Genomic DNA, 21,466 nt, shown 5'->3' on the forward strand with positions numbered 1-21,466 from the left:
CATTGTTCCCTTGAGGTTCAGGTTTGGGTGACGTCGATGCGCGGATCGACGAACAGCACGGCCAGATCGGCCACGAGATTGCCCAGCACGATGGCGACCGCCGAGAGCATGGTGACGCCCACGATGATCGGGATATCCACCTGCTGGATGGCCTGCCAGGCCAGTTGCCCCAGGCCCGGCCAGCCGAACACCGACTCCACGACGACCAGCCCGCTCATGAAGATGCCGATGTCGATCCCGATCATGGGGATCACCGGCACGATGGCGTTGGGCAGCACGTGGCGCAGCAGGACGCGCGCCCGTCCCAACCCCTTGGCGCGCGCAGTGCGAATGAAGTCCTGATGCAGCACCTCGATCATCGACGAGCGCACCATGCGTGAGTACCAGCCGCTGCCCAGCACACCGAGGGTGATGGCCGGCAACAGCAAGTGCTCGACGCCGCCGTAGCCGCCCAATGGGAACCAGCCGAGATAGACCGCGAAGAAATACAGCGCCAGCATCGCGGCGATGAAATGCGGCGAGGACACGCCGATGAACGAGAACGCCATCAGCACCTGATCGAGTACCGAATTGCGCTTGAGCGCCGCGACGATACCCAGCGTGATGCCGATCAGCAGCTCGAAGCCGATGCCGGCGGCCATCAGTTGCAGCGTCGGGCCCACCCGCGAGGCGAGCAGCGTCGAGACTTCCGAGCGCTGCACGTAGGAGCGCCCCAGGTCGCCCTGCAGCAGGTTGCCCAGATAGCGGACGTACTGCTCGTAGAACGGCAGATCCAGCCCCAGTTGGTGGCGGATGTTGGCCACCACCTCGGCGGTGGCGCTGCGACCGGCGATCTGCCGCGCAGGGTCGGCCGGAATCATGTAGAGCAGCAGGTAGGTGATGAAAGTCACGCCCAGCAGGATGAGCAGCGAATAGGCGATGCGCTTGGCGATGTACCAGACCATTAGCGTCTTCCTTTGAGTGTCGGGTCGAGCTCGTCGCGCAGCGCGTCGCCGACCAGGTTGAAGCTCAACGACAGCGCGATGATGGCGATGCCGGGGAACAGCACCAGCCACATGGCGGAGATGAAATAGGTCTGGCTCTCGAAGATGATGTTGCCCCAGCTCGGCATGGGCGGCTGCACGCCGACCCCCAGGAAGGACAACGTGGCTTCGAGCAGTACCGTGGTAGAGATGCCCAGGGTCGCCCAGACCAGAATGGTCGGCAGCAAATGCGGCAGGAGATGCGAGAACAGGATGCGCGGCGCGCTGACCCCGATGGTGCGCTCGACCGCCACGAAATCCTTCGACGACAGCGAGATGGTCTCCGAATAGATGACGCGCGCGATCTGTACCCAGTTCACCATGGCGATGACCATCGCCACGATCCACAGGCTGGGTTGCAGGATCGCCGCCAGCGCGATGGCGAGCAGCAAGGCAGGAAAGGCCATCATCAAATCGGTCAGGCGCATCAGCACCGAGCCCAGCCAGCCGCGCACGAAGCCCGCGGTCACGCCCACCAGCGTGCCGATCACTACCGCGATACCGTTGGAGACGATGCCGATGATCAACGAGGTACGCGCGCCGTAGATGACCCGCGAAAGCAAATCGCGCCCCAGCAGGTCCGTGCCCAGCCAGAACTCGCCGCCGGGCGGTAACGGCGCGCCTTCCAGCGAAAGCCCTTCGAAGAACTGCTCGGTGGGATCGTGCGGTGCCAACCAAGGGGCGAAGACCGCCGCCACGACCACGATCAGGATATAGAACAGCGCGATGGCCACGGTCTTGCGTTTGAGCAATGCCTTTAGCACCGTCATGACGCTCCTCCCTGACGCCGTGCGGGTGCCATCTGCGTCAGCAGCCGCTCGCTGGCCTGCACCAGGGTGAGCTGTCGTGACATGGCATCGCTGCGCAACCGCTCGAACGCCTGCGCTTCATCCAGCTCGGCGCTGACCATGATGCGCGCCACGGCCCGGGCGATGAGCCCCTGCTGGTCCACCTGCGCGGCCAGCCGATCATGAGCGGTTTCGAGCTCGGTGAGCCGCTCGCGCAATGTCCGCGCCATGGCCAGCGTGGTATAGACGGTATGCTGGGTAATTGGCTTGTTGAGGATAGCCGTGGCGCCCAGCCGCCGCGCGCGCTGGATCTGCGACAGCGTCTGGTGGTGGGTCATCGCCACGATCGGCAGGCCTGCCGCGCGAGCCGCCTCAAGCAGGCGCGGGCTGGCGAAGTGATCCAATTCGACGATCACGCCATCGACATCCGTCAGGGCGATCTCGGCATCCTCGGCCACGGTCCAGCCGTGCAAGCCCAGGCGCGCCAGGCTCTTGTCGAGCATCGCCTGCGAGCGCGGCTCGCAATCCACCAGCAGCAGCCGTGGAGTCAAGGTTTCCGCTTTCATTTCACGACCCTCAAGCGGGGCGACGTGGGTGCGGCACCGACCACGTCGCGGAACTGGGAGATACCGGTGCGGGTCAGGTAAGGGTCGGCGTCCAGCACACCGCTTTCGCGATGCACGATGCAAAACCCTTCGTCCCCTGCTTCGGCGATGCAGCACGGCAGCGCCAGATGGTTGTTGCTCGGATTGAAAGCCAACTCGCCCATCAAGGTGGTATGCGAGTTCGCATGCAGCCACGCCAGCACCGCTGCGGGGTCGTCGCTGCCCACCGCGGCACAGCTTCGCGCCAGCAACTGCACGGCGTTGTAGGCGTTGGTATAACAGCTCGAATAGATCTGCACGCCATGACGCACCCGTTGGCGCGCACTGAAGCCGTTGCCGGGATGATCGAACCATGGCCCGCACGACAACAGGCGCACATGCCGTAAGCGAGGAATCGCCGGCAGCTCGCACTCGGTGAAGTTGCAACTGAGTACGGTGATGGTGGTGCCCTGGCGCTCACAGGCGGCATCGAGCTGAGCCAGGAAGGCATAGGAGGACTCGCCGACAAGGTTGTTGAGCACGAAGTCGGTGACGCCTTCCAGAATCCGGATGATGATGGCGTCGAAGTCGCAATCGCCGAAGTGGAAGTACTTCTCCGCCACGATGCGGCCATGGGCGGCTTCCACCAGTTCGCGGGCAATGCGGTTGCTCTCCCAGCCCCAAACGTAGTTGGAGCCGATCAGCACGCCACGCTTGCCGTGCTCGCGCAGGGCATAGGCCAACAGCGGCACCAGATTCTGGCTCGGGCACCCGCCGGAATAGAGCACGTTTTCGCTGCACTCGAAGCCTTCGTAGGGGCAGGCGTACCACAACAGGGCATCGTCGCGTTCGACATCCGGCACGATATCTTTGCGGCTCGCCGAGGTCGTGGTGCCCACTACGTGACGCACGCCCCGCGCAAGCAAGGCCTCGACACCCTGATGATAGGCTTCGAGTTCGCCATGAGGATCGTACTCATGCACCACCAGCGTCACGCCCGATGTCGCGTCGGCATTGATATCAGTGACCGCTTGCAAGGCGCCGCTGCGCGCATTCTTGCTGATGCGTTGGTAGGTGCCGGTCGTCGAGTAGAGCATCCCGATGGGTAACGTGAATGTCATGGTCGTTTCCACAAAAAAAGCCCGGACGTCGGGAGGACATCCGGGCTTCATTGCCAAGCGCCTAGCGGCGCGCTGTTCTGTACAAGATTTACAGGCTGGCTAACCAAGCCCCACTTGCCATTGAAATATATTGTAAACAAGACACCACTTTCTATTGAACTATATGGTAAAAACGTGCCAACACCTATCCCCCCTTTCAAAAACAAATAGTTAATCATTTTTGTCTCTTGTCATGTGATAAACCTCGAAGCTCTGTGCACCAAAGTTGCTCCATCTTGAGTCCATCTGCACCAAAATGGATCGCTCAAAGACGACCTTGCGGCAAATAACCACACGAACAATAAGGTTATTACGCATATGCTGACATCATCGTCTTCGAGGCTACCGCTGCCGAGGCGAGTCAATGTCAGTCACAAGGACAAGGGAGCATCATCATGAACACGATCCTTCGCCGCTTCTCCGTCGCCGGGATGGCGCTGGTCACCGCGCTGGGCGCCGGCAACGCCTTTGCCTATGGTGCCGGTGATTTGTTCACCCATTTCGGTATCGCCAAGGTTTCGCCCAAGAGCGACAATGGCCACTTCGATGGTCTGGGCATGGATGTCGATGTCGACGACGACACCGGCTTCGCCTTCACGCTGGGCTACCGCTTTCTCGACAAGTGGGGCGTCGAACTGCTGGCCGCCGAACCGTTCGAGCACGATATCAACCTGAACGGCAACGAGATGGCCTCGACCAAGCATCTGCCGCCGACCCTGACGCTGCAGTACTATCCGCTCGGTGGCACCCAGTCGCGGGTGCAGCCCTACATCGGCGCGGGCGTGAACTACACCCATTTCTCCGATGAAGACCTGGACGGCGGCAGCCTCGATCTCGACGACTCCTGGGGCGCTGCCGGCCAGTTGGGGGTGGACCTGTTGATCGACGATCACTGGTCGATGAACGCCGCCGCCTGGTATATCGACATCGACTCCGACGCGACCGCCGAGGTCGGTGGCCAATCCTATGACACCACCGTTCACATCGACCCCTGGGTGGTGATGGGCGGCATCGGTTACCGTTTTTGAAGCCGCCGTATTCGGACCCAAACCGGTAATCTCATGGCCACCACTCGGTGGCCATTTTTCGTTCTCCCCCTCCGTACCGTCCAACCTTTCTGGCGCTTCCGCCTGGAACCGGCTGTTCTGCGCAAGCTGTTCTGCACAAAGCTATAGACATAGGTCGAAGACAATGTGATCATTCGCAGCCTAACTTTTATGGCGCTTTGATACGCATCCATCGCGCTTCAATACACTGCCCCGTGGAATGAATGTCCCGTGGATGTGTCCATGGACATGCCCCGTGGATGCCCGCATTCACGGGTTTTGGTCATTTATGATTCGAATTCCTGCCGATCACTGGTTACTGGCGTTGCGAACGGTGCTGGCCGTCTGGCTGGCACTGTTCCTGTCCATGCGCCTCGATCTCTACCAGCCTGCCTGGGCCATTCTGGCGGTGATGATCGTGACCCTGCAGCCGGTCATGTTCACCGGCGGTACGCCGCCGATCGGCATCATCATCGGCCGCAGCCTGGCGCGCCTGTTCGGCACACTGTTCGGCGCTATCGTCGGCCTGGTGCTGATCGCGCTATTCGGCCAGCAGCCGATGCTCTATCTGCTGTTTGCCGGCGCGTGGCTGGCCTTCTGCATGTACTGGGTCATACTCGAGCAGGACGAGTATCTCGGCTACGTGATGATGCTCAGCGGCTACACCTCGACGCTGGTGTCGCTGACCGCGATCGGTACCGGCATCGAGAATGTCTGGTCCGTGGCGCAGGGGCGCTTCACCGAAACGGCACTGGGAATCGGCTGTGGGCTGCTGATGCACGTGGTCATTGCCCCGCGTTATGGCAGTCATGCCCTGCCGAGCGCGCTTTCCCGGTTTCTCTCGCAGGCCGCTACCGAAACGCTGGCGACGCTCGCCGAACCTCGCGCTCGCGACGATCGCGACGCCCAGTTGAAGACACTGTTCCAGCATTATCAGCAGTTCGAGAAGCTGCGCGGACTGACGCGGCTGGAAACCCGCCGTCTGAGCCATTTCATCCCCGCGCTGGATCGCTTCGCCAGCGATAGCCTGGCGCTGATTACCGCCGTCCGTGAGCTGGAAACGGCACTGGACTATCTGCGCGACTGTGACGACGGCGAGCGCTGGCTTTCGCAGTTGACCCGGCAGGTCGTTCCCCTGCTGCAGGAAATCGAACAACGACCGGATGGCGAGCCGAGCGAGCGGTTGCTGATGGCCGACTTCGAGTGGGACGAAGCGACGGTGGAGCCACGTACCCGCACCCGTGCCGAGCTGGTCCGCCAGCGTCTGGGCGAGGTGATCGGCTTACTACAGCATGGCCGTCGGCTACGCCATGCCTTGAATGATCCCGCTTCGTCGAAGATCAAGACATTGCCCCGCGAGCGCCGCTCCCGTGCCACCCACAATGAACACTTCATCGCCCGCTTCAACGCCTTTCGCGTATTCATCGCCTTCGAACTGCTGGGCCAATTCTGGATTCACAGTGGCTGGCATTCGGGCTATCTGGCAATGATGCTGCTTGGCGTGTTCACCATGCTGTTCGCCAAGGCTCCGAACCCGGCAGCCGTCGTCTATCAGTTTCTGTGGGGATCGATCGCGGCGGTATTTTTCGGCGGCATACTTCTGTTTCTCGTCATGCCGGCCATCAGTGGCTTTCCTCTGCTCGCCATTGCGGTCGCGGTTCCCGTGACCATCGGCACATTGCTCACGCCGCACCCACGCTGGTCCGCGATAGGGCTGGCCGGGGCCATCACGATGATGACGCTGCTCAATCTGCATTCGACCTACAACTTCGCGCCGACGAGTTACATCAATGGCGGACTCGCCTCGATCATCGGCACCATCGCGGCCATGGCGACCTATTCACTGTTGCGCCAACGCTCTGCCGGGGGGCGTATCAAAACGCTGATGGCAGCCTACTGGCGTGGCCTGGGCCGGCTGCTGCGGGAGAAGTCGCTCCCCAATCGCGCCCGCCTGGAAAGCCGCCTTTACGACCGCCTTGGCAAACTGGTTGCGCTGGGGGGCAGTGACCAGGCCATACGCGAAGCCATCGACCTCCATGCCATGGCGCTGTGCGTGTGGCGAATCCGGCGCCTGCGCGACGCGCTCGGCCCTCACCGCACGGAGATCGAAGCCTGGCTCGGCGACATCGGCGCTCGCGTGGTATCGCGCCGCCATCATGACCCGGCCGTCTGGCGCGAGCTGGCCGACGAGGCCATTGCCTGGGTCGAGCGGCTCTATCATGAAACCCGCCTGCCGATCGCCAGCATCGGCGAGATCGCCATGTTGGGGCATCTGATGCGCGCGGCGCCGGGCGTGGCACTCGAGACCCGCGCGGACGAAGAACACGATGCGCCCAAGGCAACCACCGGAGACACTCGACATGCTCGCTGAATGGTCGTTCCTGGGGTTCCTGATACCGCCGTTGACGGTGCCGGTATTGCTGGCCCTCGGGCTCTATCTGATCCTGCGGCGCGTGTTCGTGCGCCTGGGGCTCTATCACTGGTTCTGGCAACCAGTACTGCTGGATATCGCGATTTACGCTTTGCTGTTGTGGTCGGTACTCGCCCTGACGGGCTCGCTGCCGATCGCTGGATGAGGAAAAGACCTTCATGAATTGGCCTACCGGACTCCGCAAGACCCTGCGGCTACTGTTGACCATCGCTCTGGTGATTGCCGCGATCGTCGCCGTTGCCCAGATCTGGGATCACTACATGCACGACCCGTGGACCCGCGACGGTCGCGTTCGTGCCGATGTGGTCAACCTCGGCACCGATGTCGCCGGCCTCGTCGACAGTCTCGAGGTGCACGACAACCAGCTGGTGAAAAAAGGCGATGTGCTATTCACCATCGACCAGCAGCGTTACCAGTTGGCGCTGAACGAAGCCAGGGCCAATCTCAACCAGTTGACGCAGCAGCGCGACGAAGCACAGGCCGCCAACAGCCGTCGCCAGCGTCTGAAGAATTACGTCTCCCAGGAGGACAAGGACAACGCCCGCTTCGCACTGGCCACGGCCCAGGCCGCCGTCGAACAGGCGAAAGTCGAGGTCAACCAGGCCGAGCTGGATCTGGAACGCGCCACCGTTCGCGCACCGGTCGACGGCTACGTCACCAACCTGCTGCTGCGCCCCGGGCAATACGTGACCGTAGGCACCGATGCCATGACCCTGGTGGATGCCAAAAGCTTCTACGTGCTGGGCTACTTCGAGGAGACCAAGCTCGACAGCATCGATGTCGGCGCGCCCGTTCGGGTCCAACTGCTCTCCAGCGACGAGCCCATCTGGGGGCATGTCGACAGCTTCGCCCGCGGTATCAGCGACAGCAGCCTGAGCAGCCAGGAAAACGGGCTAGCCTCGGTCAACGCCTCGTTCGACTGGGTACGCCTTTCCCAGCGCATTCCCGTGCGCATCGCGCTGGATGACATTCCCGAAGGCACCAAGCTCTCCGCCGGCCTCACCGCCACGGTCTATCTCGACAGCGACCGCCAGGGCCGCGAGCAGGCGCCAGACTGGTGGAAGCCGATTCGCCAGTGGTGGGAAGGATTGATCAGTATCTGAGCCCTACGAAAGCGCCCCGACGATCGCTCGTCGGGGCGCGGGCAGCGGGGTAAACGCCGCTCAATCGAAGCCGTTCAATCGAAAGCCATTCAATCGAAGTAGCTGAAGGTCTCGCCGGGCTTGATGTCGAGCAGGGCGTGGTAGATCAGCTCGATCACGTTCTCGACGTCCTGCTTGTGGACCATCTCGACGGTGGTGTGCATGTAGCGCAGCGGCAGCGAGATCAGCGCCGAGGCGACGCCGGAATTGCTGTAGGCGAAGGCGTCGGTATCGGTGCCGGTGGCCCGCGAACGCGGCAGGCGCTGGAACGGGATCTTCTGCTCCTGGGCGACCTTGATCAGCCGCTCGCGCAGCTTGTTCTGGATCGCCGGGGCGTAGCAGATCACCGGGCCGTCGCCGATCTTGTTGGCGCCTTCGCGCTTGGGCTCGATCATCGGCGTCGAGGTGTCGTGGCTGACATCGGTGACGATGGCGACGTTGGGGTTCAGGCGCTCGGCGATCATCTCCGCGCCGCGCAGGCCCACTTCTTCCTGCACCGCGTTGACGATGTAGAGGCCGAAATCGAGCTTTTGCTTGCGCGCCTTCAGCAGCCGCGCCACTTCCGCGATCATGAAGCCGCCGATACGGTTATCGATGGCGCGGCAGACCAGCTTGTCGCCGTTGAGGACGAAGAATTCGTCGGGATAGGTGATCACGCAGCCGACGTGAACGCCAAGCGCCTCGACCTCGTCCCTGGTGCTCGCGCCGACATCGATGAAGATGTTGTCGAGCTCCGGCGGCTTCTCCTTCGGCCCCTGACGGCGGGTATGGATCGCCGGCCAGCCGAACACGCCCGGCACGATGCCGTTGTCGGTATGGATGTTGACCCGTTTTGAGGGCGCGATCTGATGGTCGCTGCCGCCGTTGCGGATGACGTAGATCAGGCCGTTGTCGGTGATGTAGTTGACGTACCAGGAGATCTCGTCGGCGTGACCCTCGATCACCACCTTGTACTCGGCTTCCGGATTGATCACGCCGACGGCGGTGCCGTAGGTGTCGGTAATGAATTCATCCACGTAGGGGCGCAGATACTCCATCCACAGCTTCTGGCCTTCCCACTCGTAGCCGGTGGGCGAGGCATTGTTGAGATAGCGCTCCAGAAACGTCATCGCATCCGCGTCGAGCGGCGCTGCGTTGCGCTTGGTCGTCTTGGTATTCTTGGGCGTTTTATCAGCGCTTTTGCTCATCTCGAGCTCCTTGTTTCAGGCAATGTGTTTCCGCTAATAGTCAGCCAGCTTAACAGGCACCACCCGCCAACGCTGCTCTTCGCATCCCCGAAGCCGGCTCTCGCTTCCCGTTTCCCGCCGCTCGAAGCCCGAGGTCAAAGCACCATCGCCGCGATCCAGCCAAAGATCAGCAGCGGCACGTTGTAGTGCAGGAAGGTCGGCACCACGCTGTCCCAGATATGGTCGTGCTGGCCGTCGGCATTGAGCCCGGCGGTCGGCCCCAGGGTGGAATCCGAGGCCGGCGAGCCGGCATCGCCCAGCGCTGCCGCCGTGCCGACGAGCGCAACGGTCGCCAGCGGCGAAAAGCCGAAGCTCAGCGCCAGCGGCACGTAGAGCGAGGCGATGATCGGAATGGTCGAGAACGAGGAGCCGATCCCCATGGTGATGAACAGGCCTACGAGCAGCATGATCAGCGCGGCCAGGCCCTTGTGATCGCCGATCATCGCCGCGGAGCTGGTCACCAGGCTGTCCACCGAGCCGGTCGCCTGCATCACGCCGGCGAAACCGGCCGCCGCGATCATGATGAAGCCGACCTGCGCCATCATCCGCATGCCTTCGGTAAACACGTCATCCTGATCCCGCCAGCGGAACACGCCGCTCAGCGACAGCAGCGCGAAGCCGAACAGACCGCCCAGCACCATCGAATCCGTCAGCAGCTGGACGACCACGGTGCCGATCAACGACGCGGCCAGCACGATCTTCTGCCAGCCGCGAAGGGATCGATCGGCGCCGGACGACGCGGACTCCTCGCTGTCCTGCTGGCCTACCAGCGGCCGGTCTTCGTAGGTGCGCTGGCGGCGATAGCTGAAAAAGACGGCAACGAGCAGGCCCAACGCCATGCCGCCGATCGGGATCGCCATCGCCAGCGGCACCTGGGCCGCCTCGATCTGCAGGCCGAATTCCGCACCGCTGGCGTTGAGATTGTTGAGCAGAATGTCGTTGAGAAAGATCGCTCCGAACCCGACCGGCAACAGCATGTAGGGCGCCGTGATCCCGAAGGTAATGACGCAGGCCACCGCGCGGCGATCCAGCCGGAGCCGGTTCATCAGCGCCAGCAGCGGCGGCACCAGGATCGGAATGAAGGCGATGTGGACGGGAATCAGGTTCTGCGAGCTGATCGCCGCCAGCAGCAGGCAACCCAGCAGGGCCAGTACCACGCGGCGCTGGCGCAGGCCGGAGCCCTCGAGATGAAATCGCCGGACGGCGCGGCGGGCCAGCCCCTGGGTGATGCCGGAGCGTGACAGGGCTACCGCGAACGCCCCCAGCACCGCGTAGGAGATCGCCACCGTCGCCCCATTGCCCAGCCCGTCGTTGAAGGCATCGAGAATCCCGCCAAGCGGCATGCCGGCATACAGCCCGCCCACGAGCGCCGCGACGATCAGCGCAAACACCACCGAGACCCGCGCCAGACTCAACGTGACCATTATCAGAATGGCCAGCACTACAGCATTCATGCATCGCCCCATTTCAAACCGTGAACCATGCCTGCCGAGCGCAGCCGGCAGACGAAGCCGCCGATGATATCGGCCCAGTCGGCGAACGCCAGAAAAATTCCGGAAGCGAGAACCGGCCGACCATAAAACTCACGGTTACCCAGCTCACTCTTGATTACAAAATGCCGCCAATGTCGGCGAACGTGCTAACAAAAAACCTCATTCAATTTCCGGCTGACGCCGCTTAAGCTGAACCGACCATAATGATCGACGCCACAAGCGTCGGCTGGAGTGGCCCCACGTGACGACATCGACGTCGGGGTGCCCTCGGGGTGATTGAAGGGGCTGATTCAGCCACTGAGAGGTAACCGTCATGACTCGACCGACCCAACGACACGCCACACGCCTGCCGACCGTCCTCATCGCCATCGGCGCTACCCTGCCACTCGCCGCGGAAGCCTATGTGGGCCCGGGCGCGGGGCTGAGCCTGCTGACCGCGCTGTGGGGCATCATCGCCGCGATTGGCATGGCGCTGTTCTTCGTCATCATGTGGCCGATCCGGCGCATGCGGCGCCGACGCAAGGCCGAAGCCGCCGCCTCGGCGGAACGCGGCGCGGCCGAGAGCGGTTCGAGCACGGCCCAGGCCCGCACCGCGCAGGATCCGGAGTCGCCACCGACCACCACCCGCGTCGAGGAGAGCCAGCGCGGAGCGCCCCACGCCGGACATCGCTCCTAGCCGCGTCACGCCTTGGCAATACCATCCCTTTAATACCCGCAAAGCGGGCCGGCACGGCGTCGCCGTCGGCCCGTCTCTTCCAGCAAGCCTGGGGTTGGAAGCCTGGGTTGGAAGCTTGAGTTTAGAAGCCTGGATTCAAATGCCCGCGTTGCGCGCTCGTCATCCTGCCGGGGCATTCGGCTTCGGTAGCCAGTGACGCGCGGACGATGGGCCGGTGTCAGGAGGACACATGGGATTACTGGATCTGCCCGATCCGATCTTCGCCGCCATCGATGGCGGGATGGAAAGCGTCCTGCCCGCCACGCTGCGGCTGGTGGTATGGGCGGCGATCGCCGGTGTCGGCACGCTGTTCCTGTATCGGCTGGTGTCACCGCAAGGCAGGATCGCCAATGCCAAACGGGAAGCGCGCACGGCGCGCAGGCGACTCAATGACTTCGACGGGGAGTTCAGCGATGCCGGCCCGCTGATTCGCGACCAGTTCACCAGCGCCTTCCGGCATCTCGGGCTGGTGTTTCTCCCCACGTTCGTCTCGATCCTGCCGCTGCTGGCGCTACTGACCTGGCTGGAGAGCCACTACGCCCACGCGCTGCCGGCAGCGGGTGTGACGCCCTCCGTGGAAGTGACTCCGCAAAACAGCGACACCCCCTACGACGCGCGATGGACTCGGGAAGGCGGTGGTTTGCGAGTGATCGTCAACGACGCCAGCAGCGAGCTGGCCAACGTTGCCATGACTGCCCCTATCCCGGTGATCGAAAAGCGCCATTGGTGGAACTGGCTGGCCGCCAACCCGCTGGGCTACCTGCCGGCGGAGAGCCCCATCGAGCGCATCACCTTCGACCTGCCCCAACCCGAATATCTGTCGTTCGGGCCGGGCTGGATGCGCCATTGGCTCGCCATTTTCTTTCCGATCATGACGATCGTGTCTCTTCTCACTTATCGCTGGGCGAAAATCGAATGAGCACCTCGGATTCCGACAATTCGACCTCTCGGCCGGTCGAATCCCGCAACGCAGGTACCGGCAACGCGAGCACCAGCCCGGCCGCCAGCGGCAAGGTCAGCGACCCCGGCTTCGTGGTACCCGGCTGGATGCACTGGCTGGGGGGCTGGATTCACCGCAAGCCCGGCACCTGGATCAAGCTCGGCAACCTGGAAACGCGAGCGGTGCAGGACACGATCGCCGATAGACGCGTGGATCGCCCCGTCTACGTCGCCGGCCTCGCCCGCTCCGGCACGACCATTCTGCTCGAGCATCTCGCCTCCCACCCCGCCGTGGCGACCCATCGCTACGTCGATTTTCCGCCGCTGCTGACGCCCTATTGGTGGAACCGCTGGCTGGCGCTGGTCCCCATGACTCAAAAAAAAGAGCAGGAGCAGGCCCAGGAACGCGCCCATAAGGACGGCATCGAAGTGACCTCGCAGAGCCCGGAGGCGTTCGAGGAGATGCTGTGGATGGCGTTCTTTCCCGAGACCCACGATCCGACCCAGAACTCGGTGAAAGGACGCCATGCCGAGCATCCCGCCTTCGAGCGCTTCTACGACGAACATATCCGCAAGCTGCTTACGGTGCGCAAGCGTCAGCGCTACGTCGCCAAGGGCAACTACAACCTGGTGCGGCTGGGCTATCTGCACCGGCTCTATCCGCAGGCGAAGTTCGTGCTGGTGATTCGCGACCCGGTCTGGCACATCGCCTCGCTGATGAAGCAGCAGGCGCTGTTCGTGGCCGGCGAGACCAGCGAACCACGCGCGCTGGAGCACATGCGCCGGGTAGGGCACTACGAGTTCGGTCTCGACCGGCGGGCGATCAACGTGGGTAACGACGAGGCAACCCGGCGCATCACCGCGCTGTGGGAAGCCGGCAACGAAGTCGAGGGATGGGCGCGCTACTGGGCCGCCATCTACGCTCACGTCGCCGATACGCTCGACAACGATCCCGAGCTGCGCAAGGCGTGTCTCGTCGTGCGCTACGAAGATCTCTGCGGCACGCCTCGCGAGAGCCTGCAGGCGGTTTTCGACCATGCCGAGCTCGAACTCGAGCCGCAAGCGCTGGAAGAAGCCGCCAGCGGCCTGCACGCGCCGACCTACTACAAGCCCAGGTTCAGCGATGCGGAAGTGGCGACGATCGCCGAGATCACCGGCCCCGTCGCGGCGCGGTTCGGGTACTAGTCGCGGGCTTCGGCTTGCGCCGGTTTCGGGGCGCTTAAAAAGCGGCTTCGGGCTTCGGGCTTCGGGCTGCGCAGGTTCGTGGCGCGGTGAAAGTGGCGCTAACGACACCTGAAAGAAACGGGGCGACCAGATGGCCGCCCCGTGGGTTGTTGCAGATTTGCGTCTGACCTAGCTTGCAGGATGCGCCGGATATTCCCGCTCCTCCGGCGGCGTCGGGAAGTACTGGTAGAGCCAGGTCTCGCTCACCGTCTTGCCGTCGGCGGTCAGGTTCAGGCGCATGTTGATCGGATCGGTGGAGTCGCTGGTCGGGTACCAGTCGAACTGGATACGGAAGCCTTCGATCTCCTTGACCCACAGGATATCGAGCTGCTTGACGTCGCCTTCCGGTACGTCGAGCTGGGTCTTGATATCGATGTCGTTGCCGTAGAAGTGCTTGAGCTCGCCGCCGACGAAATCCACTGCGATGCGCCGGGCCCAGACTGTCGGGTAGTGCTCGCCCGGCGCCCAGCCCTCGGGGAAACCGCCGATGCCGGTAAACGTCTTGCGGACGCGCGCCAGCTCGGGCTTCACCGGCGGCTGTGCGCTCCAGTAGAGCTTGTAGCCGTAATTGAGTTCCTGCCCCGGCTCGATCGCCTTTTCCGGCTTCCAGAACGCGACCACGTTATCCATGGTCTCCCCGGTGGTGGGAATCTCCAGCATCTGGATCTCGCCCTTGCCCCACTGGCCTTTCGGCTCGACCCACAGGCTGGGGCGCTTGTGGTAGTTGGCGACGATGTCCTCGTAGCTTTCGAAATCGTGATCGGTCTGCAACAGCCCGAACCCCTTGGGATTGTCGTCGCCGAAGGTGTTGAACTGGACCCGCGGCGGATTGTTGAGCGGCCGGCAGACCCACTCGCCATTGCCGAGCCACATCGACAGCCGGTCGGAGTCGTGGATCTGCGGGTGGAAGGTCAGGCACATGTCGCGCTGCTGGGTGCCGCAGCTGAACATGCTGGTCATCGGCGTGATGCCGAGCTGGGCGATCGACTCCCGCGGATAGAGGTGCTTGTCGATGTCCATCACCACGCGCTCCTCCTCGCAGTGGATGACGAAGCGATAGGCACCGGCCAGGCTCGGCGAATCGAGCAGCGCATAGGCGGTGAAGGTCGTCGAACCCGGCTTGGGCGTCTCGAACCAGAAGCGGGTGAACGCCGGAAACTCCTCGGTCTTGCCGTCGGTATAGGTGTTGACCGCCACGCCACGTGCCGACAGGCCGTACTGGTAGGTGTCGTCGACGGCCCGGAAGTAGCTGGCACCGAGGAAGGAGACGATGTCGCGCTCGGTCAGCGACGGCTCCTTGAACACGCGGAACCCGGCAAAGCCGAGATCCCCCAGCCCCTCGAGCTGGGAGACGTCGACATCGGCCCTGGCGTATTCGAACAGGTCGGGGCGGAAATGGATCTCCTTGGCCTGCTGGGTCTGCGGGTCGATGGAGTACATCCGAACCGGCTGGTTGAATCCCATGCCGACATGAAAGAACTGGATGTCCAGCGGACCATTCATGCTGTTCCACAACGAATGCTGCGGATCGTAGCCGATGGCGTTGTAGTTCTGCGGCGTGAGATTGGCCAGGGTCGGCGGCAGTTTCTCGACGTTGCTCTGATACGCCTTGGATGCCAGATCCCTGGCGAATTGCTGCAGCCAATCGAAACTGAAGGCTTCGGACTCACCGTCGGCGATATCGCTGGTGGCGCGCGCCGCCGCGAACAGTGGCGCTGAGGGCAAGCCGTACCAGGCAGCCAGGGCAATCGCGCTTTTCAGCACACTTCTACGATCCATGAACACCCCTTCCTTTGTGTGTCGGCAGTCGAACTGGCAGCATACCCGATCATCGCGAATCAGGCTGCACCGAAGAGAATCGTTCATAAGACGTCTTCGCGCCGGGCAGGTTCCCTGGCCGAATCGCGACTCACCTGGTGACGGCCAGGCCACCTTTCACCCCGCCCTTGGTGACATCGTCGACGAATGCAGGGCGTGCTAACGTCGAGAGTATCGGGACGCCCTGATCCCCTGCCGATATCGAGAGGTTTCGTGAAACGTCGCTACTCCTCCCACTATGCGTGGCGCCGCGCGCAGAGCATCGATGAACTCGCCTGGATGGCGCGCCAACGTCTCCCGGCCTTCGCCTGGGAGTATGTCCACGGCGGTTCCGAGGACGAAACCACGCTCGGCGACAACCGCCGTGCCTTCGCCGCCTGGGGCTGGCAACCGCGCACGCTGGTCGATGTCGAGGCCAGAGACAGCCGTACCCGACTGCTGGATGGCCCTGCCGAACTGCCGCTGGCCATCGCTCCCACCGGCTACAACGGCATGCTGTGGCGGGATGGCGATATCGCCCTGGCACGGGCCGCGGCCAGTCGTGGCATCCCTTTCACGCTCAGCACGGTCTCATGTGCCAGCCTGGAAACCCTCGCCGCCGCCGTGCCGGACGCGCGGCTGTGGTTTCAGCTCTATGTGCTGGACGACGAAGCCGTACGCAACGACATGCTCGAACGCGCCAGGAACGTCGGCGTCGAGACGCTGATGGTGACGACGGACACCGTCGTGCTGGGGCGCCGCGAATGGGATTCGAGAAGCTATCTCAACCCCCGGCGCCTGGCGTGGCCCTACCTGCTGGATGCCGGCCTGCATCCGCAATGGGCCTATCGCGCGCTCTGGCCCCAGGGGCTGCCGACGCTGGGCAATCTGGTGAAGTATCTGCCCAGGGAGCAGCAGAGCGCGGGCAGCGCCGCCGGCTATATCAACCAGCGCATGACGCGCCGGCTGACCTGGGAAGTGCTGGCCGATATCCGCGAGCGCTGGCCCGGCAAGCTGTTGATCAAGGGGATTCTCAACGCCGAGGATGCACTCGAGGCCAGGCGCATCGGCGCCGACGGCGTGGTCGTCACCAACCACGGCGGGCGCCAGCTCGACGGTGCACCGGCGACGCTCGATGCTCTGCCCGAGGTCGTCGACGCGGTGGGAGATTCGATGCACATACTGCTGGATAGCGGCATCCGGCGCGGCAGCGACATCGCCAAGGCCGTGGCACTGGGCGCCGAGGGCGTGCTGTGCGGGCGCGCGACCCTTTACGGCCTCGCGCTGGGCGGAGAGGCCGGCGCGGCCCATGCCATAGACCTGCTCAAGGATCAGTTGCATAACCTGATGGCCCAGCTCGGCCGGCCCACGCTCGCCCAGCTCGATGCCAGCTGCCTGCGGCGCTCCCCTTATGCCTCGACCCGAGGCGACTCGCCCCAACGCCCGAGCGATGCCCTGCCGGGTGGGGAAACGCCGGGGGACGTGCCCTAGGCGTCTCGAGCTACTTCGAACAAAAAAGCGATGACGGCAGGAGCCGTCGAACGACTAGGCTCCCAGCCCTTTCGACAACGAGGGCTGTACGACCTCGATCCAGTAGCCGTCGGGGTCCTTGACGAAGATCACGTTCTTCATCTTGCCCTGGTCCGAACGCTTCTTGAATTCGACATCGTTGGCATCGAACCACTGCTCCGCCGCCGCGAGATCCGGCACCGAGAAGCAGATATGCCCGAAGCCCTGCGGCTCGGCGTTGCCATCGTGATACGAAAGATCGGGATCCTCTTCGCTGCCCCAGTTGTGGGTCAGTTCCAGCACGCCCTTCTGGGAGAAGGTATAGGCGGTGCGCTCGCCGTCATCCTCGGGAATCGCGTCGGCGTCATCGACACGCGCCAGGAAATAGAGCGTGAACTGCATCTCGGGGAAGTCGAGCTTGCGCAGCAGACGCATGCCGAACACCCGCGTGTAGAAGGAAAGCGAAACTTCGGGGTCCTTGGCGCGCAACATGGTGTGGTTGAACACGAAGCCTCGCGTTTCCGTAGGGGCGGCTTGCACGCCGGGAACCTGGTCTTCGGCAATGGACATGGGATCCTCCTGTGGTCCGGATGACGATATCGACAGACAGCCGAAACGCCGATGGGCGACACCAGACAGTGGGGGCAACCTCTGCCGCTCTCAAGCGTCGCGGTTCCCGCCCTCGGCTCGAAGAGAACCACGACGACCGCATACCGAAACGCCTGAACCGGACGACTTTGCAGCACCGGGCCCCTGCTCTACACTCGGTTGAAACCGGCAGACAGGGCCCGCGGGCATGGCGACAGGCACCCCCCCCCACCATTTCTCTCGATTCACCGCGGCGCGGCAGACTCCCTCGCCCCGATCAAATCGCCAGGCAACGCTCTCCCATCCGCGCCTGCTGTTCATCGGCCTGTTCCTGCTGCTGCTCGCCGGTTGCAGCTCGCAGAAGACCATCGTCACCCGCGACGATGGCCCGGCCATCGATGGCAACAACCTCTCCATTGATCGCATTCTGGTGATGTCGGCGGCCAAGGAGGCGCTCGGCACGCCTTATCGCTGGGGCGGCACCACACCCAGTGGCTACGACTGCTCGGGCCTGGTCCAGATGGCCTACGGCAAGATCGGCATTTCGCTGCCACGCACCTCCAACGAACAGTTCCACGCCCTCGACGAGATCGATGTCGCCCGGCCCGGCGACCTGCTGTTCTTCGGCTCCGGCAATCGCGCGACCCATGTCGGCATCTACATGGGCGATCGCCAGATGATCCACGCTCCCGGTAGCGGCCGCACGGTCAGCGTTTCGTCGCTGGATATTCGCTACTGGCGCCAGCACTACCTGGGGGCGGCCGCGCCAGCGAATTGACCCGAACGCGACGGCGAAGGGAAAAACGGCCTCGCCCTTGAGATATCGGGCCTTGGCTACCACGTTATAGGTAGGTCACTCACACATCACGAGCGTTGGCATGTCGTTAGTGCTATCGATTGTTTCACGACACTGCTCTCGCCCGTCATGATAAGCACTCGACTCGAGGCTTCGCACAGAAGCCGTCAACGGCAACAGGAGAAAGTCATGGCTTTGCAACTTGGCGATACCGCTCCCGATTTCACCCAGGAAAGCACCGACGGCCCGATCAATTTCCACGAGTGGGCCGGCGACAGTTGGGTCATTCTGTTTTCTCACCCGGCCGATTTCACGCCGGTCTGCACCACCGAGCTGGGGGAAGTCTCGCGCCTCAAGCCGGAATTCGAGCGTCGCAACACCAAGGCGATCGGCCTTTCCGTCGACCCGCTCGACGATCACACCCGCTGGGTCGGCGACATCGAGGAAACCCAGGGCTGCGGGCTCAACTTCCCGCTGCTGGCCGACGCCGACCGCTCGGTGAGCGAGGCCTACGGCATGATTCACCCCAACGCCAGCGGTACCAATACCGTGCGCTCGGTGTTCATCATCGACCCGGCCAGGAAGGTGCGCCTGACGATCACCTATCCGCCCAGCACCGGCCGCAACTTCGCCGAGATCCTGCGCGTGCTGGACAGCCTGCAACTGACCGATAGCCACAAGGTCGCCACGCCGGTCAACTGGCAGGACGGCGACGACGTGATCATCGTGCCTTCGATCGACAACGAGAAGGCCAAGGAACTCTTCCCTAACGGCTGGGACGAGAAGAAGCCTTACCTGCGCGTCACCAAGCAGCCGAACAAGTGACCGCGGCGGCATCGCGTCAGTGACGCAGCCGATGCCAAGCAGAAGCGACGACGCCCGCATTCCTCGAGAGGAATGCGGGCGTTTTTGATGACGAGCGCGGTATGGTGGAAATATGGAGTGGAAAGAAGGTGAGCTGACGCTCAACCGTCGTCGTCCGCCGCCAGCCAACCGTCGACCAGCTCTCGATTGTCGTCGATCCATTGCGCAGCGCCTTGGTCAGGATCGCCGTTTTTTTCGATCTCCAACATCAGCGTGGAAAGCTGCTCCGGCGTCATGTGCCAGGCATCCAGCATCGCGGCGACGCCCGGATGCGATTCATCGAAGCCTTTTTCGGCGAGCCATTTGACCTGCTGGCCAGAAACCAGTGCGCCCTTGGGATCGTCCAGAATCTTGAGGTCGTATTTCGCAAAGACCCAATGCGGCTGCCAGAGCGTCAGCGCGATCGGCTCCTTGCGGCGGCAAGCTTCCTCGAGCTGGGCCAGCATTGCCGTTTCGCTACTGCTCAACTGACGAAAAGGCAACGAATACTGCTCGATCGCCGTCTCGGTTTCCTCGTAGATCGCCGACCCCGGCTCGATCCCGAAGATCGTCGGCTGCCCCTGATATTCGAACGCTTCGGCATGCGCCTTGAGATCGGCCACCGTATCGATATCGTCGATGTAGGCCGGCACCACCAACGCGTCCAACGCATCGTCGTACCAGGTGCCGTGCAGCTCGATCCGGTCCTTGTAAGGGGTCAAATAGGAGTTGTCGCTCGGCAGCCAGAATTCCAGGGAGACGTCGATGTCGCCTTCCGCCAGCCCGCCGAACAGTAGCGGCTTGGATACCTCTTTCAACGTGGCGTCGATACCTTGCTCTTCGAGCAGCAGCTGCCACAGATGCGAGACGGCGATGTTCTCGGCCCAGTTGTTGGTTCCTATGGTGATGCTATCCGCCGCGGCGACCTGGGCGGCCGCACTACAGAAGACAGCGCCGATCAGGGCGGTCTTGATGGGTTGCATGGAAATCCTGTCATTGGCGTCGGGGCGTCGTCACCGTAGGCGGAACGCAGTGCTACGGCTGGCTTTCATGATAGCCGACATGGTGGCCGTGCGATGTCAAACCTCACCACTAATGACACAAAAAAACGAACCCGGCCTGAGCGGCCGGGTTCGCGGATACCGATGTGTCGAGATCGCGTGCGTCAGCAGCGCGTGCACTGCTTCAGCGTTTCGACATCATCACGCTCGCCGTGCCTGGACGTGGGTCGCGACACTCTCGGCGATGGGCGCGAGGGATGAAGCAGCGCATTCGAGCGGACCAGCGTCATCAGCATGGCACGCACCACGTGCGCGAGCACGTAGACAACCACTGCCATAACGATCAACGCCTTGATGCGCCCTGAAATCTTCACGCTGCTTCTCCTTGAGTCGGGGGTGCCTGTCGTCCGGGGGGATGGCAGCTAGGATAGAACCACACGAATGTGACGAAAAATTGAAGGCATCGATAGCCGATATACGAGTCATCGATGTCAGTGATCACGGATTTCAGTAATCACAGATGCCGGTGAACATCGACGCCGGTGATCTATGCTGGAACCACCGTATCGGCAAAAAGGCACCACTCTTGAGACCAAACAGAACCGAATTCCCACTGGATCAATGCCGCTGCCACCTGGAAACCGGGCCGATCGTACTGGTCGGTTCTCAGTGGCAGGGCGAACGCAATCTGATGGTGATGGGCTGGCACATGATGCTCGGCTTCTCGCCGGCCCACTTCGGCTGCCTGATCAGCGCCGGCAACTATAGCCACCGGCTGGTGCGGGAAAGCCGAGAATGCACGATCAACGTGCCGACGCTGGATCTCGTCGATGCCGTGGTAGGCGTGGGCAACAGCGATGGCGATGAACTCGACAAGTTCGACGCCTTCGGGCTGACACCGGTTTCAGGCGGAATCGTCTCGGCGCCGCTGGTGGCGGAGTGCTATGCCAGCTTCGAATGCCGGCTGGTCGACGACAGCCAGATCGACCGCCACGAGCTGTTCATCTGGGAAATCGTCAAGGCCCACGTCGACACCTCTATCGAACTCCCCCGGACGCTCCACTACCGTGGCCACGGCCGCTTCATGGTCGCCGGCGACGAGATCGACCGATCGAGGGATTTCCGGGCGCAGAATCTCTAGGCGGCTATCTTACGAAACCAA

The 21,466-nt window shown here is 63.0% G+C and carries 22 protein-coding genes; 11 read left to right on the forward strand and 11 right to left on the reverse strand.

Going from position 1 to position 21,466, the window contains the following annotated elements; genetic code table 11:
* Positions 1 to 17 precede the first annotated feature (17 nt).
* The 5 genes from BC443_RS05585 to BC443_RS18765 are packed head-to-tail and all read right to left on the reverse strand — an operon-like array spanning position 18 to position 3,733.
* Entirely contained in the window at positions 18 to 944 is a 927-nt protein-coding gene (locus BC443_RS05585; RefSeq protein WP_071230860.1) for an ABC transporter permease, read from the reverse strand.
* On the reverse strand, positions 944 to 1,792 hold the full coding sequence (locus BC443_RS05590) for an ABC transporter permease (RefSeq protein WP_071230861.1): 849 nt from the start codon (positions 1,790 to 1,792) through the stop codon (positions 944 to 946). The genes BC443_RS05585 and BC443_RS05590 overlap by 1 nt, the downstream gene beginning before the upstream one ends.
* Entirely contained in the window at positions 1,789 to 2,376 is a 588-nt protein-coding gene (locus tag BC443_RS05595) for an ANTAR domain-containing protein (RefSeq protein ID WP_071230862.1), read from the reverse strand. The genes BC443_RS05590 and BC443_RS05595 overlap by 4 nt, the downstream gene beginning before the upstream one ends.
* Complete coding sequence (locus BC443_RS05600) at positions 2,373 to 3,515, reverse strand: transporter substrate-binding protein (RefSeq protein WP_071230863.1); 1,143 nt, start codon at positions 3,513 to 3,515, stop codon at positions 2,373 to 2,375. The genes BC443_RS05595 and BC443_RS05600 overlap by 4 nt, the downstream gene beginning before the upstream one ends.
* 47 nt (positions 3,516 to 3,562) lie before the next feature.
* The gene (locus BC443_RS18765; protein ID WP_170835849.1) at positions 3,563 to 3,733 is read right to left on the reverse strand and encodes a hypothetical protein; all 171 of its coding nucleotides are present in this window, start codon (positions 3,731 to 3,733) and stop codon (positions 3,563 to 3,565) included.
* A gap of 252 nt (positions 3,734 to 3,985) precedes the next feature.
* On the opposite strand from BC443_RS18765, the gene BC443_RS05605 reads away from it, so the two are divergent.
* From BC443_RS05605 to BC443_RS05620, 4 genes are all read left to right on the forward strand, one after another.
* Complete coding sequence (locus BC443_RS05605) at positions 3,986 to 4,582, forward strand: OmpW family outer membrane protein (protein ID WP_247643237.1); 597 nt, start codon at positions 3,986 to 3,988, stop codon at positions 4,580 to 4,582.
* Between the two features lie 307 nt (positions 4,583 to 4,889).
* A complete protein-coding gene (locus BC443_RS05610; protein WP_071230865.1) occupies positions 4,890 to 6,971 on the forward strand; it encodes an FUSC family protein in 2,082 nt (693 codons plus the stop codon).
* Entirely contained in the window at positions 6,961 to 7,176 is a 216-nt protein-coding gene (locus BC443_RS05615; protein ID WP_071230866.1) for a DUF1656 domain-containing protein, read from the forward strand. Before BC443_RS05610 ends, BC443_RS05615 begins: the two co-directional genes overlap by 11 nt.
* A gap of 13 nt (positions 7,177 to 7,189) precedes the next feature.
* Positions 7,190 to 8,134 (forward strand): efflux RND transporter periplasmic adaptor subunit, encoded by a 945-nt coding sequence (locus BC443_RS05620; RefSeq protein ID WP_071230867.1) that lies wholly within the window; start codon positions 7,190 to 7,192, stop codon positions 8,132 to 8,134.
* 89 nt (positions 8,135 to 8,223) lie between these two features.
* Here BC443_RS05620 and BC443_RS05625 read toward each other — a convergent pair whose 3' ends face one another.
* Positions 8,224 to 9,360 carry a M42 family metallopeptidase gene (locus tag BC443_RS05625; RefSeq protein WP_071230868.1) on the reverse strand — a complete coding sequence of 379 codons (1,137 nt, stop codon included), beginning with the start codon at positions 9,358 to 9,360 and terminating at the stop codon, positions 8,224 to 8,226.
* A 134-nt stretch (positions 9,361 to 9,494) separates the two neighbouring features.
* The gene (locus BC443_RS05630) at positions 9,495 to 10,853 is read right to left on the reverse strand and encodes a Na+/H+ antiporter family protein (protein ID WP_071230869.1); all 1,359 of its coding nucleotides are present in this window, start codon (positions 10,851 to 10,853) and stop codon (positions 9,495 to 9,497) included.
* A gap of 352 nt (positions 10,854 to 11,205) precedes the next feature.
* Here BC443_RS05630 and BC443_RS18885 point away from each other — a divergent pair, with 352 nt between their 5' ends.
* From BC443_RS18885 to BC443_RS05645, 3 genes are all read left to right on the forward strand, one after another.
* Positions 11,206 to 11,568 (forward strand): hypothetical protein, encoded by a 363-nt coding sequence (locus BC443_RS18885; RefSeq protein ID WP_071230870.1) that lies wholly within the window; start codon positions 11,206 to 11,208, stop codon positions 11,566 to 11,568.
* Positions 11,569 to 11,797: 229 nt separating this feature from the next.
* Complete coding sequence (locus BC443_RS05640; protein ID WP_071230871.1) at positions 11,798 to 12,526, forward strand: hypothetical protein; 729 nt, start codon at positions 11,798 to 11,800, stop codon at positions 12,524 to 12,526.
* A complete protein-coding gene (locus tag BC443_RS05645) occupies positions 12,523 to 13,731 on the forward strand; it encodes a sulfotransferase (protein ID WP_210766249.1) in 1,209 nt (402 codons plus the stop codon). Before BC443_RS05640 ends, BC443_RS05645 begins: the two co-directional genes overlap by 4 nt.
* A 168-nt stretch (positions 13,732 to 13,899) precedes the next feature.
* On the opposite strand, the gene BC443_RS05650 is transcribed toward BC443_RS05645, so the two are convergent.
* Positions 13,900 to 15,549, reverse strand: coding sequence for a glucan biosynthesis protein (locus tag BC443_RS05650; protein WP_071230872.1), 1,650 nt, complete (start codon positions 15,547 to 15,549; stop codon positions 13,900 to 13,902).
* 252 nt (positions 15,550 to 15,801) lie between these two features.
* Between BC443_RS05650 and BC443_RS05655 the strand changes: the two genes are divergently transcribed.
* A complete protein-coding gene (locus BC443_RS05655; protein ID WP_071230873.1) occupies positions 15,802 to 17,058 on the forward strand; it encodes an alpha-hydroxy acid oxidase in 1,257 nt (418 codons plus the stop codon).
* Between the two features lie 54 nt (positions 17,059 to 17,112).
* Here BC443_RS05655 and gloA read toward each other — a convergent pair whose 3' ends face one another.
* A complete protein-coding gene (gloA, locus tag BC443_RS05660; RefSeq protein ID WP_071230874.1) occupies positions 17,113 to 17,646 on the reverse strand; it encodes a lactoylglutathione lyase in 534 nt (177 codons plus the stop codon).
* 226 nt (positions 17,647 to 17,872) lie between these two features.
* Here gloA and BC443_RS05665 point away from each other — a divergent pair, with 226 nt between their 5' ends.
* Both BC443_RS05665 and BC443_RS05670 read left to right on the forward strand, forming a co-directional pair.
* Positions 17,873 to 18,442: a C40 family peptidase gene (locus tag BC443_RS05665; RefSeq protein WP_083387235.1), complete on the forward strand. Its 570-nt coding sequence runs from the start codon at positions 17,873 to 17,875 to the stop codon at positions 18,440 to 18,442.
* 147 nt (positions 18,443 to 18,589) lie between these two features.
* The gene (locus BC443_RS05670; RefSeq protein ID WP_282097191.1) at positions 18,590 to 19,285 is read left to right on the forward strand and encodes a peroxiredoxin; all 696 of its coding nucleotides are present in this window, start codon (positions 18,590 to 18,592) and stop codon (positions 19,283 to 19,285) included.
* A 140-nt stretch (positions 19,286 to 19,425) separates the two neighbouring features.
* On the opposite strand, the gene BC443_RS05675 is transcribed toward BC443_RS05670, so the two are convergent.
* The gene (locus tag BC443_RS05675; protein WP_071230876.1) at positions 19,426 to 20,286 is read right to left on the reverse strand and encodes a glycine betaine ABC transporter substrate-binding protein; all 861 of its coding nucleotides are present in this window, start codon (positions 20,284 to 20,286) and stop codon (positions 19,426 to 19,428) included.
* A 182-nt stretch (positions 20,287 to 20,468) separates the two neighbouring features.
* Entirely contained in the window at positions 20,469 to 20,678 is a 210-nt protein-coding gene (locus BC443_RS05680; RefSeq protein ID WP_071230877.1) for a hypothetical protein, read from the reverse strand.
* Positions 20,679 to 20,890: 212 nt separating this feature from the next.
* On the opposite strand from BC443_RS05680, the gene BC443_RS05685 reads away from it, so the two are divergent.
* Positions 20,891 to 21,445, forward strand: a complete 555-nt coding sequence (locus tag BC443_RS05685; protein ID WP_210766250.1) for a flavin reductase family protein — start codon at positions 20,891 to 20,893, stop codon at positions 21,443 to 21,445.
* Positions 21,446 to 21,466 lie beyond the last annotated feature (21 nt).

Origin of the sequence: Salinicola sp. MIT1003 (assembly GCF_001858555.1) — a bacterium.
GTDB lineage: Bacteria > Pseudomonadota > Gammaproteobacteria > Pseudomonadales > Halomonadaceae > Salinicola > Salinicola salarius.

What these genes read in the sequence shown, in the direction of transcription:
- BC443_RS18885 (WP_071230870.1), top strand. Translation starts at nt 11,206, where the DNA reads ATGACTCGACCGACCCAACGACACGCCACACGCCTGCCGACCGTCCTC.
- BC443_RS05610 (WP_071230865.1), top strand. Translation starts at nt 4,890, where the DNA reads ATGATTCGAATTCCTGCCGATCACTGGTTACTGGCGTTGCGAACGGTG.
- BC443_RS05665 (WP_083387235.1), top strand. Translation starts at nt 17,873, where the DNA reads ATGGCGACAGGCACCCCCCCCCACCATTTCTCTCGATTCACCGCGGCG.
- BC443_RS05590 (WP_071230861.1), bottom strand. Translation starts at nt 1,792, where the DNA reads ATGACGGTGCTAAAGGCATTGCTCAAACGCAAGACCGTGGCCATCGCG.
- gloA (WP_071230874.1), bottom strand. Translation starts at nt 17,646, where the DNA reads ATGTCCATTGCCGAAGACCAGGTTCCCGGCGTGCAAGCCGCCCCTACG.
- BC443_RS05675 (WP_071230876.1), bottom strand. Translation starts at nt 20,286, where the DNA reads ATGCAACCCATCAAGACCGCCCTGATCGGCGCTGTCTTCTGTAGTGCG.
- BC443_RS18765 (WP_170835849.1), bottom strand. Translation starts at nt 3,733, where the DNA reads ATGATTAACTATTTGTTTTTGAAAGGGGGGATAGGTGTTGGCACGTTT.
- BC443_RS05625 (WP_071230868.1), bottom strand. Translation starts at nt 9,360, where the DNA reads ATGAGCAAAAGCGCTGATAAAACGCCCAAGAATACCAAGACGACCAAG.
- BC443_RS05640 (WP_071230871.1), top strand. Translation starts at nt 11,798, where the DNA reads ATGGGATTACTGGATCTGCCCGATCCGATCTTCGCCGCCATCGATGGC.
- BC443_RS05650 (WP_071230872.1), bottom strand. Translation starts at nt 15,549, where the DNA reads ATGGATCGTAGAAGTGTGCTGAAAAGCGCGATTGCCCTGGCTGCCTGG.
- BC443_RS05620 (WP_071230867.1), top strand. Translation starts at nt 7,190, where the DNA reads ATGAATTGGCCTACCGGACTCCGCAAGACCCTGCGGCTACTGTTGACC.
- BC443_RS05600 (WP_071230863.1), bottom strand. Translation starts at nt 3,515, where the DNA reads ATGACATTCACGTTACCCATCGGGATGCTCTACTCGACGACCGGCACC.
- BC443_RS05605 (WP_247643237.1), top strand. Translation starts at nt 3,986, where the DNA reads ATGGCGCTGGTCACCGCGCTGGGCGCCGGCAACGCCTTTGCCTATGGT.
- BC443_RS05645 (WP_210766249.1), top strand. Translation starts at nt 12,523, where the DNA reads ATGAGCACCTCGGATTCCGACAATTCGACCTCTCGGCCGGTCGAATCC.
- BC443_RS05615 (WP_071230866.1), top strand. Translation starts at nt 6,961, where the DNA reads ATGCTCGCTGAATGGTCGTTCCTGGGGTTCCTGATACCGCCGTTGACG.
- BC443_RS05670 (WP_282097191.1), top strand. Translation starts at nt 18,590, where the DNA reads ATGATAAGCACTCGACTCGAGGCTTCGCACAGAAGCCGTCAACGGCAA.
- BC443_RS05585 (WP_071230860.1), bottom strand. Translation starts at nt 944, where the DNA reads ATGGTCTGGTACATCGCCAAGCGCATCGCCTATTCGCTGCTCATCCTG.
- BC443_RS05630 (WP_071230869.1), bottom strand. Translation starts at nt 10,853, where the DNA reads ATGAATGCTGTAGTGCTGGCCATTCTGATAATGGTCACGTTGAGTCTG.
- BC443_RS05595 (WP_071230862.1), bottom strand. Translation starts at nt 2,376, where the DNA reads ATGAAAGCGGAAACCTTGACTCCACGGCTGCTGCTGGTGGATTGCGAG.